This is a genomic window from Streptomyces sp. NBC_00316, from assembly GCF_036158715.1.
Classification (GTDB): Bacteria; Actinomycetota; Actinomycetes; order Streptomycetales; family Streptomycetaceae; genus Streptomyces.
The window spans coordinates 2,979,303-2,991,712 of record NZ_CP108023.1 but is presented as its reverse complement, the minus strand read 5'-3'; the positions used below and the strand labels follow the sequence as shown (position 1 = coordinate 2,991,712).

The 12,410-nt window shown below is 71.3% G+C and carries 14 protein-coding genes; 10 read left to right on the top strand and 4 right to left on the bottom strand.

Annotation, left to right across the window (positions count from 1 at the left end; translation table 11 throughout):
• Positions 1-672, top strand: coding sequence for a trimeric intracellular cation channel family protein (locus tag OG878_RS13165; protein ID WP_328886967.1), 672 nt, complete (start codon positions 1-3; stop codon positions 670-672).
• Positions 673-743: 71 nt separating this feature from the next.
• On the top strand, positions 744-1,589 hold the full coding sequence (locus OG878_RS13160; RefSeq protein ID WP_328886966.1) for a thioesterase family protein: 846 nt from the start codon (positions 744-746) through the stop codon (positions 1,587-1,589).
• 124 nt (positions 1,590-1,713) lie between these two features.
• Here OG878_RS13160 and OG878_RS13155 read toward each other — a convergent pair whose 3' ends face one another.
• On the bottom strand, positions 1,714-2,394 hold the full coding sequence (locus tag OG878_RS13155) for a TetR family transcriptional regulator (RefSeq protein ID WP_328886965.1): 681 nt from the start codon (positions 2,392-2,394) through the stop codon (positions 1,714-1,716).
• A 141-nt stretch (positions 2,395-2,535) separates the two neighbouring features.
• Here OG878_RS13155 and OG878_RS13150 point away from each other — a divergent pair, with 141 nt between their 5' ends.
• From OG878_RS13150 to OG878_RS13140, 3 genes are all read left to right on the top strand, one after another.
• Entirely contained in the window at positions 2,536-2,697 is a 162-nt protein-coding gene (locus tag OG878_RS13150) for a hypothetical protein (protein ID WP_328886964.1), read from the top strand.
• A gap of 43 nt (positions 2,698-2,740) precedes the next feature.
• Positions 2,741-3,073, top strand: a complete 333-nt coding sequence (locus tag OG878_RS13145; RefSeq protein ID WP_328886963.1) for a DUF4190 domain-containing protein — start codon at positions 2,741-2,743, stop codon at positions 3,071-3,073.
• A gap of 156 nt (positions 3,074-3,229) precedes the next feature.
• Positions 3,230-4,399: a cysteine desulfurase family protein gene (locus tag OG878_RS13140; protein ID WP_328886962.1), complete on the top strand. Its 1,170-nt coding sequence runs from the start codon at positions 3,230-3,232 to the stop codon at positions 4,397-4,399.
• A gap of 30 nt (positions 4,400-4,429) precedes the next feature.
• Here the strand turns inward: OG878_RS13140 and OG878_RS13135 are convergent, their stop codons facing one another.
• Entirely contained in the window at positions 4,430-5,128 is a 699-nt protein-coding gene (locus OG878_RS13135; RefSeq protein WP_328886961.1) for an N-acetylmuramoyl-L-alanine amidase, read from the bottom strand.
• Positions 5,129-5,189: 61 nt separating this feature from the next.
• On the opposite strand from OG878_RS13135, the gene mnmA reads away from it, so the two are divergent.
• Entirely contained in the window at positions 5,190-6,344 is a 1,155-nt protein-coding gene (gene mnmA / locus OG878_RS13130; protein ID WP_328886960.1) for a tRNA 2-thiouridine(34) synthase MnmA, read from the top strand.
• A 34-nt stretch (positions 6,345-6,378) separates the two neighbouring features.
• On the opposite strand, the gene OG878_RS13125 is transcribed toward mnmA, so the two are convergent.
• Together OG878_RS13125 and OG878_RS13120 are read right to left on the bottom strand one after the other, a co-directional pair.
• Positions 6,379-7,179: an alpha/beta fold hydrolase gene (locus OG878_RS13125; protein ID WP_328886959.1), complete on the bottom strand. Its 801-nt coding sequence runs from the start codon at positions 7,177-7,179 to the stop codon at positions 6,379-6,381.
• 96 nt (positions 7,180-7,275) lie between these two features.
• Positions 7,276-7,611, bottom strand: coding sequence for a DUF427 domain-containing protein (locus tag OG878_RS13120; protein WP_328886958.1), 336 nt, complete (start codon positions 7,609-7,611; stop codon positions 7,276-7,278).
• 77 nt (positions 7,612-7,688) lie between these two features.
• Between OG878_RS13120 and OG878_RS13115 the strand changes: the two genes are divergently transcribed.
• The 4 genes from OG878_RS13115 to ligA all read left to right on the top strand — a co-directional run bounded on the left by OG878_RS13115 (position 7,689) and on the right by ligA (position 12,299).
• A complete protein-coding gene (locus tag OG878_RS13115) occupies positions 7,689-8,228 on the top strand; it encodes a TIGR00730 family Rossman fold protein (RefSeq protein WP_277328480.1) in 540 nt (179 codons plus the stop codon).
• A gap of 28 nt (positions 8,229-8,256) precedes the next feature.
• Positions 8,257-8,946, top strand: coding sequence for an SDR family oxidoreductase (locus OG878_RS13110; protein WP_328886957.1), 690 nt, complete (start codon positions 8,257-8,259; stop codon positions 8,944-8,946).
• A 102-nt stretch (positions 8,947-9,048) separates the two neighbouring features.
• The gene (locus OG878_RS13105) at positions 9,049-10,074 is read left to right on the top strand and encodes a methionine synthase (RefSeq protein WP_328886956.1); all 1,026 of its coding nucleotides are present in this window, start codon (positions 9,049-9,051) and stop codon (positions 10,072-10,074) included.
• Positions 10,075-10,103: 29 nt separating this feature from the next.
• Entirely contained in the window at positions 10,104-12,299 is a 2,196-nt protein-coding gene (gene ligA, locus OG878_RS13100) for an NAD-dependent DNA ligase LigA (RefSeq protein WP_328886955.1), read from the top strand.
• The last annotated feature ends 111 nt before the right edge of the window (positions 12,300-12,410 follow it).

The following is a 12,410-nucleotide window of genomic DNA, read 5'->3' as shown; positions in this document are numbered from 1 at the left end:
GTGCTCAACGAACTGTTCACGCCCTCCGTCCAGCATGCGCTCGACATCGTCGGAATTTTTGTCTTCGCGATCTCCGGCGCACTGCTCGCCGTACGCAAGAACTTCGATGTCTTCGGCATCGCGGTACTCGCCGAGGTGACAGCGCTGGGCGGAGGGCTGTTCCGTGACGTGATCATCGGGGCGGTGCCTCCTGCCGCCTTCACCGATCTCGGTTACTTCCTCACCCCGCTGATCGCCGCCGGCCTGGTCTTCTTCATGCACCCGCATGTCGAGCGGATCCAGGTCGCGGTCAATGTCTTCGACGCGGCCGGCCTCGGGCTGTTCTGCGTGACCGGCACCGTCAAGGCATACGACTACGGTCTCGGCCTCACCGCATCGGCAGCCCTGGGACTGGCCACCGGCGTCGGCGGCGGTGTGCTGCGTGACGTGCTCGCCAATGAGACGCCGTCGCTGCTGCGCTGGGACCGCGACCTGTACGCCGTGCCCGCGATGGTCGGCGCGGCGATGGTCGTGCTGTGTATCCGCTTCGGCGCGCTCAACGCCTTCACCAGTGGCACCGCGGTGATCACCGCCTTCGTCCTGCGGCTGCTGGCGATGCGCTACCACTGGCGGGCGCCCCGCGCCTATAACCGTTCCTCGGCTGCGGCCGAGGAGGGCTCCGCCACCGCCTGACCGTCACTGCGACATCTCGGCGAGGTGAAAAAGCTACCGCTCAGTAATACAATCGGTGTACGGTGCATCGCATGGCACAGGCAGCTCAGGCACTCATCGGCGACAGCGAGTTCGATCGGGACACCGCCGTCACCCTTCGCGAAGAAGGCGTCTACGACGCCGAACTCTCTGCGGGCTGGACGATCATCCACGCCGTCAATGGCGGGTATCTCCTGGCGATGCTCGGCCGCGCGCTCGGCGACGCCCTGCCACATGCGGACCCGTTCTCGGTCTCCGCGCACTACCTCACTGCATCCGTTCCCGGCCCCGCCGTGATCCGGACCCAGGTCGTCCGCACCGGCCGGACCCTCTCCACCGGCCAGGCCTCGCTCTTCCAGTTCGCCGAGGACGGCACCGAGGTCGAGCGCATCAGGGTCCTCGGCACCTACGGCGACCTGGACGCCCTCTCCGACGACATCCGTACGTCGGCGACGCCGCCGGTCATGGCGCCCATCGAGCAGTGCTTCGGCCCGGCCGACGGCCCGGCACCCATCCCCGGCAGCTCCGCGATCACCGAGCGGCTCAGCGTCAAGCTCGACCCGTCGACCGTCGGCTGGGCCATCGGCGCCCCGTCCGGCAAGGGTGAGATGCGCGGCTGGTTCGGCCTCGCGGACGGCCGCGACGCCGACCCGTACTCTCTGCTGCTCGCCGTCGACGCACTGCCGCCGACCTCGTTCGAGCTGGGGCTCAAGGGCTGGACGCCGACCATCGAGCTCACCACCCACATCCGCTGCCGTCCGGCCCCGGGCCCGCTGCGTGTCTCCATCACCACACGCAATCTCGCGGGCGGCTTCCTGGAGGAGGACGCGGACGTCTGGGACAGCGCCGACCGGCTGGTCGCCCAGTCCCGCCAGCTGGCCCGCGCCCCGCGCAGCTGAGCAGGGCCTTCCCGGATGTGCGCAGTGCCCGACGCGGAGACGTCGGGCACTGCGCACATCCGGCAGCGGTGTGACGCCGCTGCCCCGTTCCGTGCGGATGCCGCCGGCCGTGCGCGGCCGGCCGTCATCGAGCCGGCGGCGGCCCGTCCGCTCCGGCGGCCGGTCGTGCTTCACCGGCGCCCTGGGGGGCGTCCAGCCAGTGGAGTCTGCCGAGGGTGACGAGCCGCAGTCGTCGGCGCGCGACCTCGGCGACCCGGGCCTCACCAGCGGGGCCTGCGTCCAGCATCGTCGAGGCGGTGATCACCATGTGGTCGACGTAGAGGCCGCCCAGCATCAGCAGATCCTCTTCGCTCCAGCCCCGTGACTCCGGCTCCGCGGCGAGCGCCCCTGCCACCTCCTCGGCGAATCGGCGCAGTTGGGCCGCTATGGCCTCGCGGACCGGGCCGACGCCGCCGTGCTGTTCGCGGGCGATGAAGCGGAAGTGGGCCGGCTGCTCCCGTACGTGACGGATGATCAGATCGATGCTGCGGTCCCGCCGGATCTCACTGTCGCCCGTCTCGGCGAGGATGTCGCCGATCATCCCGTGCAGGCTGCCGAGCGCCTCCTCGACGAGTGCCACACCGAGCGCGGCGGTGTCGTCGAAGTGCCGGTAGAAGGCGGTGGGTGCGACGCCCACCGCCCGCGTCACCTCGCGCAGTCCCAGGCTGCTCAGGCTCTGGTGCTCCAGCAGTCGGAGCGCGGCGTCCAGGAGCGCCTGACGCGTTTTCAGCTTCTGGGTCTGGCGGATGCCGACGGTGTGACTCATGCCATTCAGTAAACAACTGTTCTCTGGAGTGGGGAAGGGGAGGGCGGGTCTAGACTGACTAGTCAGTGAACACTCGTACTCTCAAGTGCCGGCACAGGCACCGGGAGTCCGAGTGCCCCGAGACGCGCAGAAAGGCCGAACATGATCGTCCTCGTTGCCGCCCTGCTCCTGCTGGGGGTCGTCCTCGGAGCGGTGGCCCAGCTTCCGTTCCCGCTGACCCTCGCCCTCGCCCTCGCGATCGGCTGCTGGCTGCTGATCTTCGCCGTTCGCGAGCGGGTGGGCACGCGCCGCCGGTCGTACTGATCACCGATCCGAGCCGACGACAGAGACGAAGGAGTCCCGCACCATGACACTCACCGCATTCGCCCGCCGTACGGGCGCCGGCACGGCGGCCGACGCCGCCGAGGGGGACGTCCGTCAGCCGGGCGGCCGCAGGACCCGCGCCCGGGACGCCGACGGTCTGGCCGTCGCCTCCTTCGTGCTCGGGCTGACCGGCCTGCTTGTGATGAACATCCTGCTCGGCCCGGTCGCCATCGTGATGGCGATCATCGCCCTCGCCCGGTCCACCGCCCGCCGCGGCCGCGCCCTGCTCGGACTCGCCCTCGGCATCGCCGATCTCGTCGTCCTGGCCTTCCTGGTCACCGGAAACGGCACCGTCTCCTGGAGCCTCGGCGGCTGAGGAACGGCGCTCTCGCACCCCGTCCCCGGCCGGATCGGGCTCCGGACCGGGACGCGGACCGGGTGCGTGACGCGGCAGCCGTTCGCCGTGCGCGGGTACCGGGCCGCGATGCGCCCGGCATACGCCCCGCCGGGGGCTCGTAGAATCGAGCCCACCATGGCTTACCTCGACCACGCCTCGACCACGCCGATGCTTCCGGAGGCGATCGCGGCGATGACCGCCCAGCTCGCCGCCACCGGCAACGCGTCCTCACTCCACGCCGCCGGGCGCCGGGCCCGCCGTACCGTCGAGGAGTCGAGAGAGACCCTCGCCGACGCCCTCGGCGCACGCCCCAGCGAGGTGGTCTTCACCTCCGGCGGCACCGAGGCGGACAACCTCGCCGTGAAGGGCCTCTACTGGGCCCGCCGCGACGCCGACCCCCGGCGCACCCGGGTGCTCGCCGGCCCCGTCGAGCACCACGCCGTGCTGGACGCCGTCGACTGGCTCGCCGAACACGAGGGCGCGACCGTCGAGTACCTCCCCGTCGACGCCTACGGCCGCGTCCACCCGGACGCGCTGCGCGAGGCGATCGCACGCAACCCCGACGATGTCGCGATGGTCACCGTGATGTGGGCCAACAACGAGATCGGCACCGTCATGCCGGTACGCGAACTGGCGGCCGTGGCCGGCGAGTTCGGCGTACCGATGCACTCGGACGCGGTGCAGGCCTTCGGGCAGGTGGAGGTCGACTTCGCCGCGTCGGGACTGGCTGCCATGACGGTCAGCGCGCACAAGATCGGCGGCCCGTTCGGCATCGGCGCCCTGCTGCTCGGCCGCGAACACACTCCCGTGCCCGTGCTGCACGGCGGCGGCCAGGAGCGCCATGTGCGCTCCGGCACGCTCGATGTGCCCGCCATCGCCGCATTCGCGGTGGCCGGCCGGCTCGCCGCCGACGGGCGCGAGGACTTCGCCCGCGAGATCGGCGGGCTCCGCGACGACCTGGTCGCGGCCGTGCTGGCGGCCGTCCCCGACGCCATCCTCGGCGGCGACCCGGCCCCGGGCGGGCGGCTCCCGGCGAACGCCCACTTCACCTTCCCCGGCTGCGAGGGCGACTCCCTCCTCCTGCTGCTGGACGCCCAGGGCATCGAGTGCTCCACCGGTTCCGCCTGCACGGCGGGCATCGCCCAGCCGAGCCACGTACTGCTGGCCACGGGCGTCGACCCGGACCTGGCCCGCGGCACGCTGCGGTTCTCGCTCGGACACACCTCGACCAAGCAGGACGTCGAGGACGTCGCCCGGGCGATCGGCCCGGCGGTGGAGCGGGCGCGGACGGCCGGGCTCAGCTGAGGGCCGTTCCGGCAGGATCCCGGACGGCCCTCAGACGTCGGCCTTCCGGCCGGTCGCCGTCGCCGCCCGCACCAGCTTCAGATACCGGTCCCAGTCCCAGTGCGGACCCGGATCGGTGTGGTCCGTGCCCGGCACCTCCACATGCCCGATGATGTGCGCCCGGTCCACCGGTATGTCGTACCGCCCGCATATCGCCGCCGTCAGCCGCGCCGACGCCTCGTACATCGCCGCCGTGAAGTCCTGCGGCCGGTCCACGAACCCTTCGTGCTCGATGCCGACGCTGCGCTCGTTGTACGCCCTGTTCCCCGCATGGAACGCCACGTCCAGCTCGCGGATCATCTGCGCCACATGGCCGTCCTTGCGCACCACATAGTGCGCCGCCGCGCCGTGGCCGGGGTTCTGGAAGACCTTGACCGCGCCGCGGAAGCTGCCCTGGGTGACATGGATGACGACCCGGTCTATGGCGTAGTCGGCGGGGCGGTCCGCGCGCCGCCAGTTCGCCGGGGACGCCGCTATCCACTCCGCCCGTGCGTAATCCAGCTCACCCGGCTTCCGCGGCTTCTCCACCCCCGGCAGCCGCCACCAGGCGTGCTCCAGCTTCTCCCGCGCCAGCGCCGCCGTGCCGACCGCCGTGACGGCAGCGCCGATCAGCAGCCCGCGCCGGCTGATGCCGTGCTCGGGCTTCTTCCCCGCGGAGCGCCCGGCGCCCGCCGTCCCCTTGGTCCCCATGTGATCGACAACGCATATCCGTGAGCGTTCGGTTCCCGGCGCCCCGTACCCTGGTGGAGCTATGACTCAGACTTCCCAGCGCCCCCTCCGTGTGCTCGCCGCCATGTCGGGCGGAGTCGACTCCGCCGTCGCCGCGGCCCGCGCCGTCGAGGCGGGCCACGACGTGACCGGTGTGCACCTCGCCCTCTCCGCGAACCCGCAGTCGTTCCGTACCGGAGCGCGCGGCTGTTGCACCATCGAGGACTCCCGCGACGCCCGCCGCGCCGCGGATGTCATCGGCATCCCGTTCTACGTCTGGGACCTGGCCGAACGCTTCCGCGAGGACGTCGTGGAGGACTTCATCGCGGAGTACGAGGCGGGCCGCACCCCCAATCCGTGTCTGCGCTGCAACGAGAAGATCAAGTTCGCGGCCCTGCTCGACAAGGCCCTCGCACTCGGCTTCGACGCCGTCTGCACCGGCCACTACGCGACTGTCGTGCTGAACGACGACGGCAGCCGTGAGCTGCACCGCGCATCGGACATGGCGAAGGACCAGTCGTACGTCCTCGGCGTCCTGGACGAGAAGCAGCTCGCCCACGCGATGTTCCCGCTCGGCGACACCCTCACCACCAAGGACGAGATCCGCGCCGAGGCGCAGGCCCGCGGGCTGGCCGTCGCCAAGAAGCCCGACAGCCATGACATCTGCTTCATCGCCGACGGCGACACCCAGGGCTTCCTCGCGAGCCGGCTGGGCGGCAAGGCGGAGGGCGACATCCTCGACGAGTCCGGTACGAAGCTCGGCAGCCACGACGGCGCGTTCGGCTTCACCATCGGGCAGCGCAAGGGCCTGCGTATCGGCCACCCCGCCGCCGACGGCAAGCCGCGCTACGTCCTCGACATCTCGCCGGTGAACAACACGGTGACGGTGGGCCCGGCCGAGGCCCTCGACGTCACCGCGCTGACGGCCATCAAGCCCCGCTGGTGCGGCACGGCCCCGGTGGGCCCCGGCACGTACACCGCCCAGCTCCGCGCCCACGGCGGCGAGACCGAGGTGACCGCCGAGCTCGTGGACGGCGCGCTGAACGTCACGTTCACCGAGGCGGTACGGGGTGTGGCCCCCGGCCAGGCGGTCGTGCTGTACGACGGGACGCGGGTGGTCGGCTCGGCGACGATCGCGACGACGGTGCGGCGCACCGCCGCCGGGGCCGTGGTCGGCCGGAATCAGGGCCAGGGTTAGGACCTGCGGCGCGGGGCGCCGTCGGACCGGCGGCTCACGACGCCTGGCCGACGGACACATCCTTGGCGAAGAAGTCCGCCAGCACCGGTGCGATCACCTGCGGCGCCAGATCGTGCGTCTGACCCGTCAGGGTGCGGTGCCGGGCGCGCGGGATCGCGTCCGCGAGGATGCGGGTCAGGGTGCGCATCGGGGTGGGGCTGAAGCCGCCCGTGATCACCATCGTGCGGGCGTCGACGGACCGGAGACGCTCGACGGGGACCGTACCGTCGCCCAGTACCGCGTCGTCGTACGCGAGGGTGTGCGCCAGCGATTCGAGGCCGCGCCACAGCGGGGCGTGCCGCATGCGGGCGACCAGATCGGCCGGGATCCCCGCCAGTGACAGGAACAGCTCGACGGCGCCCGCGCGGTCACCGGCGGACAGCAGCCGGTGCAGCCGGTTCGCGTAGCGCGCCTTGGCGCGCCGGGCCGGGGCGTCCGGGGTGAACGGAGGCTCGTACACCGCGAGCAGGTCGATGGGCAGACCGGCCGCCTGCGCCTCCAGGGCCAGCGCGCCGCCGGACGACATCCCGAACACCGAGACCCGGCCGCCGGTCCGCTCGATCAGTGCGGCAAGATCCTCGACCTCACGTGCGACCGTGTACCGCGCGGTGTCGCCGCTGGAGCCGCGGCCGCGCCGGTCGTAGGTGACGACGCTGAACCGCGACGCCAGGAGCTCCGCCAGCGGCGCCTCGGTCGCCGCCGTACTCAGCGCGCCGCCCACCAGGATCACCGGCGGTCCGTCCCCCTGGCGCCGGTAGGCGATCGCAGTGCCGTCGCAGGAGAGAGTCTTGTCCATGTGAGGGTGGACTGCGGCCCATCGCCGAACTCATCGCTTCGGCCGAGAAATTTTTGAGATTCTTCAACGGTGCAGGTCAGGACCGGTGATTGACGGTCAGTCGGAGACGGTCTCGGTGTCGTAGAAGCAGAAGTGGTTCTTGATCGCGGCCACTTCGGGCTTCGGGTCCGGATAGGCCCAGACGAGGTCGGCCGCGTCCGGCAGCGACCAGTAGGAGGCATCTCCCTTGAACGGGCAGTGGGTGTGGGTGTCCGACGCCGTCAGCAGTTCGGTACGGACGTCCTCGGGCGGCAGGTAGTAGCGGACCGGACAGCCCGTCTCGCGCAGAACGAGCGGGCGGCGGCTCTCGGCGAGCAGCTGTCCGTCGCGCACCACGCGCACATGCTCGGTGCCCGGCTCGACGGTGATGACGTGTCCTGTGGTCGAAGTCATATGTGCTTCAGCCGTCCCGCACGCCGATTTCTTCCCCCGCTTCGGGGAGTGCCGGTGCCGGTGCTTACGGTGGGTGCATGAACATCTGTGTCTTTCTCTCCGCCGCCGACCTCGACGACCGCTACACCCGCCCCGCCCGTGAGTTCGCCGAGCTGCTCGGCCGCGGCGGGCACACCCTGGTCTGGGGCGGTTCGGAGAGTGGGCTGATGAAGGTCGTCGCCGACGGGGTGCAGGAGTCGGGCGGCCGGCTCGTCGGGGTGTCGGTGGACTTCATGGCCGCCCAGGCCCGGACCGACGCCGACGAGATGGTGATCGCGCGCGATCTCGCCGAGCGCAAGGCGCTGCTCCTGGAGAAGGCCGACGCCGTCGTGATCATGGTGGGCGGTATGGGGACGCTCGACGAGGCCACCGAGATTCTGGAGCTGAAGAAGCACGGCAAGCACGACAAGCCGGTCGTCCTGCTGAACACGGCGGGTTTCTACGACGGGCTGCGTCTGCAGTTCCAGCGCATGGAGGACGAGGGCTTCCTGCCCCTTCCCCTCACCGAGCTGGTGTTCTTCGCGAAGGACGGGGTCGGCGCGCTGGCCTACCTGGAGGAGCGGTCCGGCATCCAGTAGGCACACGGCCGGATGCGACGATGGGCGCATGTCCATTCATCTCATCACCGGTGCAGGCTCCGGCATCGGAGAAGCTGTCGCCCGCCGTCTGCGGGAGCGCGGCGACGAAGTAGTCCTGCTCGCCCGTGACGCGGGCCGCGCCAAGGAGCTGACCGAGCTCCACCCCGGTGCCCGCACGCTCGTCGGCGACCTCGGCAACCCGGACCGGCTCGCCTGGGCGTTCGCGCAGCAGTCGCTGCCGGACCGGATCGACTCGCTGCTGCACATCGCGGGTGTCGTGGAGCTCGGCCCGGTCGGTGGTCTCTCGCCCAAGGCCTGGCATTTCCAGCTCAACACGAACCTGGTCGCCCCCGCCGAGATCACCCGGCTCTTCCTGCCGCAGCTGCGCGTGGCCCAGGGCCATGTCGTCTTCGTGAACTCGGGCGCAGGGCTCAGCGCGCACGTCGAGTGGAGCGCGTACGCCGCGAGCAAGCACGGCCTGAAGGCGCTGGCCGACTCGCTGCGCGAGGAGGAGCACGGGAACGGTGTCCGGGTGACCTCCGTCTACCCGGGCCGTACCGCCAGCCCGATGCAGGCCAAGGTCCACCGGCAGGAGGGCAAGGAGTACGACGCCTCCCGGTTCATCGACCCCGAGTCCGTCGCGACCACGATCGTGATGGCGCTCGACCTGCCGCGCGACGCCGAGGTCAACGACCTGACGGTCCGGCCGGGGCGCTGAGCCACCGGACGCGGGGGCGCACCCGGGGCCGTCCTGTCGAGGACGTGCGGGGGCCGCCCGGGCGGGCGACGCGCCCGGCGTCCCGGACCGTAGGCTTCCTGCGTGAGCGAGAAAAGCAAGTTCAGCGGGTGCCGTGCCACCGGGATCGGGTCCATGCCCGGTGGAGACGCGCGGGAGGCGGCGAAGACCGTCACCGGGACCTTCGGGGACGGCGAGGGCCTGCCGTATCTGCCGGAGCTGCCCGCACGCGGGCCCGGCGCCGACATGATCGGGCGGACCCTCGGACTGCTCGTCGACCTGTACGGCCATGTCGAGCCCAGCGGCTGGCGGGTCGGCGACCGGCCGGGCCGCGACACCCGCCGGGCCCACTCCTGGCTCGGCGAGGACCTCGACGCCCTGGAGGAGTTCACCCAGGGGTACGAGGGACCGCTCAAGGTCCAGGCGGTGGGTCCCTGGACGCTGGCGGCCGCGCTGGAGCGGCGGGGCGGTGAGGCCGCGCTCGGCGACCCCGGCGCCTGCCGCGATCTGGCGGGTTCGCTGGCGGAGGGGCTGCGGGCCCATCTGGCGGACGTACGGCGCAGGGTGCCCGGCGCGAGGGTGATCCTCCAGCTGGACGAGCCGTCGCTGACCGGCGTGCTCCGCGGGCAGATCCGGACGGCGAGCGGCTACCGCACCTACCGCGCCGTGGACCGGCAGGTGGTGGAGGGCGCCCTCCGCGATGTCCTGGCGGTCAACGGGGACGGTGCCACGGTGGTCCACACCTGCGCGCCCGACGTCCCGTTCGCGCTGCTCCGGCGCGCCGGGGCCGACGGCATCTCGTTCGACTTCTCCCTCCTCACCGAGCGTGAGGAGGAGGCGATCGGGGAAGCGGTCGAGGGCGGCACCCAGCTCCTGCTCGGGGTGGTGCCCGGCACCGACCCGGCCTCGGGTGCATTGTCGGACCCGGGCGGTAGCGTCATGGGTGTCAGGACGCTGTGGCGCAGGCTGGGGCTGAATCCGGGGACTCTTGCCGAGTCCTTGGTCATCACCCCGTCGTGCGGGCTCGCGGGTGCGTCGCCCGCGTATGCGCGCGCCGCGCTCGCCCACTGCGCCCGGGCCGCGAGATCGCTCGCAGACAACCCTGAGTGACGGGTATCGGGTAACGGGAGGACGAGACGATGGCCGGCGGACAGCATTCGGAGGTGCCCGCGGAGGCACAGGTGCAGCATGCGCTCCTCGCGGAGCAGATCGAGGAGCACCGCTTCCGGTACTACGTGAACGACCAGCCGGTCGTCAGCGACGCCGAGTTCGACCGGCTGATGCGCACACTGCAGGAGTTGGAGGACCGGTATCCGCCGCTGCGCACGCCGGAGTCGCCGACCCAGAAGGTCGCGGGGCCGTACCGCACGGAGTTCACCTCGGTCGAGCACCGCGAGCGGATGCTCTCCCTGGACAATGCCTTCGACGGCGAGGGGCTGGCGGTCTGGGCCGAGCGCGTCGCCAGGGACATCGGCACCTCCGGCCACCACTTCCTGTGCGAGCTCAAGGTGGACGGCCTCGCGGTCAACCTCACCTACGAGCAGGGGCTGCTGACCCGGGCCGCGACCCGCGGTGACGGCCGCACCGGCGAGGACATCACCCCCAACGTCCGCACGATCGCCGAGATCCCGCACCGGCTGAAGGGCGACCGGATCCCCGCGCTGGTCGAGATCCGCGGCGAGGTCTTCTTCCCGATGGAGGCCTTCGAGGAGCTCAACGCCCGGCTGGTGGAGGCCGACGACAAGCCGTTCGCCAACCCGCGCAACGCCGCCGCCGGTTCACTGCGCCAGAAGGACCCGAAGGTCACCGCGGGCCGCCCGCTGCACATGGTGGTGCACGGCATCGGCGCCCGTGAGGGCTTCGAGATCGACCGCCTCTCGCACGCTTACGAGCTGCTGCACGAATGGGGCCTGCCCACCGCGAAGTACAACAAGGTCGTCGACTCCCTCGACGACGTACGGGAGTTCATCGCGTACTTCGGCGAGAACCGGCACTCCGTGGAGCACGAGATCGACGGCGTCGTCGTCAAACTCGACGAGATCGCGCTCCAGGGCCGGCTCGGCTCCACCTCCCGCGCCCCGCGCTGGGCGATCGCCTGGAAGTACCCGCCGGAGGAGGTGAACACCAAGCTGGTGAACATCCGGGTCGGTGTCGGACGCACCGGCCGGGTCACTCCGTACGCCCAGGTCGAACCCGTCGAGGTGGCGGGCTCCGAGGTCGAGTTCGCCACCCTGCACAACCAGAACGTGGTGAAGGCGAAGGGCGTCCTCATCGGGGACACGGTGGTCATCCGCAAGGCGGGCGACGTGATCCCGGAGATCCTCGGCCCGGTCGTCGATCTGCGGGACGGCACCGAGCGGGCGTTCGTGATGCCGACCCACTGCCCCGAGTGCGGCACGGAGCTGCGGCCCATGAAGGAGGCCGACATCGACGTCCGGTGCCCCAACGCGCGTTTCTGTCCGGCGCAGTTGCGCGAGCGCGTCGCCTATCTCGCGGGGCGCAAATGCCTGGACATCGACCACTTCGGCTATGTCGCCGCGGCCGCCCTGACCAAGCCGCTGGAGCCCGCCGAGCCGCCGCTGCGCGACGAGAGCGACCTCTTCGGGCTGACCATCGAACAGCTGCTGCCGATCCGGGCCTATGTCCTGGACATGGACAGCGGTCTGCCCAAGCACGATCCGAGGACCGGTGAGGAGAAGACCGCCATGGTCTTCGCCAACCAGCAGGGCGAGCCGAAGAAGAACGCCGTGGCGATGCTGGAAGCCATCGAGGCCGCCAAACAGGCCCCGCTGGCCCGCATCCTCACCGGGCTGTCGATCCGTCATGTGGGCCCGGTCGCGGCCGAGGAGCTGGCCCGTCAGTTCCGTTCGATGGAACGCATCGAGGCGGCCACCGAGGAGGAGCTGGCCGCCGCCGACGGTGTCGGACCGATCATCGCCGCATCCGTCACCCGGTGGTTCGCGGAGGACTGGCACCGGGAGATCCTGCGCAAATGGCGGGAGGCCGGGGTCCGGATGGCGGACGAGGGGGCGGACGAGGACGAGGGGCCGCGCGCGCTCGAAGGCCTCACCGTCGTCGTGACGGGCACCCTGGCCGACCACACCAGGGATGGCGCGAAAGAGGCTCTGCAGAGCCGGGGAGCGAAGGTCACGGGGTCCGTCTCGAAGAAGACCTCCTTCGTGGTGGTCGGCGAAAACCCGGGCTCGAAGTACGACAAAGCGATGCAGCTGAAGGTTCCGGTTCTCGACGGTGCCGGCTTCGCCGTCCTGCTCGAACAGGGGCCTGATGCGGCACGCGAGGCGGCCGTGCCGGTCGCCGGGGCGGCCGAGGAGTAACGGGCCGCGGCCGGCCGGGACGGGGGAAGGCAGCTGCCTGGAGCCCCCGTTCGGCTGTGCGGCGGCCACCGGATGCGGGGCGGGGGCCGGTTCGCATTCGGGCAAGAGCTG

Excerpts from the sequence above, each read along its gene's own strand:
- OG878_RS13160 (WP_328886966.1), top strand. The coding sequence starts at position 744 with ATGGCACAGGCAGCTCAGGCACTCATCGGCGACAGCGAGTTCGATCGG.
- OG878_RS13155 (WP_328886965.1), bottom strand. The coding sequence starts at position 2,394 with ATGAGTCACACCGTCGGCATCCGCCAGACCCAGAAGCTGAAAACGCGT.
- OG878_RS13150 (WP_328886964.1), top strand. The coding sequence starts at position 2,536 with ATGATCGTCCTCGTTGCCGCCCTGCTCCTGCTGGGGGTCGTCCTCGGA.
- OG878_RS13145 (WP_328886963.1), top strand. The coding sequence starts at position 2,741 with ATGACACTCACCGCATTCGCCCGCCGTACGGGCGCCGGCACGGCGGCC.
- OG878_RS13140 (WP_328886962.1), top strand. The coding sequence starts at position 3,230 with ATGGCTTACCTCGACCACGCCTCGACCACGCCGATGCTTCCGGAGGCG.
- OG878_RS13135 (WP_328886961.1), bottom strand. The coding sequence starts at position 5,128 with ATGGGGACCAAGGGGACGGCGGGCGCCGGGCGCTCCGCGGGGAAGAAG.
- mnmA (WP_328886960.1), top strand. The coding sequence starts at position 5,190 with ATGACTCAGACTTCCCAGCGCCCCCTCCGTGTGCTCGCCGCCATGTCG.
- OG878_RS13125 (WP_328886959.1), bottom strand. The coding sequence starts at position 7,179 with ATGGACAAGACTCTCTCCTGCGACGGCACTGCGATCGCCTACCGGCGC.
- OG878_RS13120 (WP_328886958.1), bottom strand. The coding sequence starts at position 7,611 with ATGACTTCGACCACAGGACACGTCATCACCGTCGAGCCGGGCACCGAG.
- OG878_RS13115 (WP_277328480.1), top strand. The coding sequence starts at position 7,689 with ATGAACATCTGTGTCTTTCTCTCCGCCGCCGACCTCGACGACCGCTAC.
- OG878_RS13110 (WP_328886957.1), top strand. The coding sequence starts at position 8,257 with ATGTCCATTCATCTCATCACCGGTGCAGGCTCCGGCATCGGAGAAGCT.
- ligA (WP_328886955.1), top strand. The coding sequence starts at position 10,104 with ATGGCCGGCGGACAGCATTCGGAGGTGCCCGCGGAGGCACAGGTGCAG.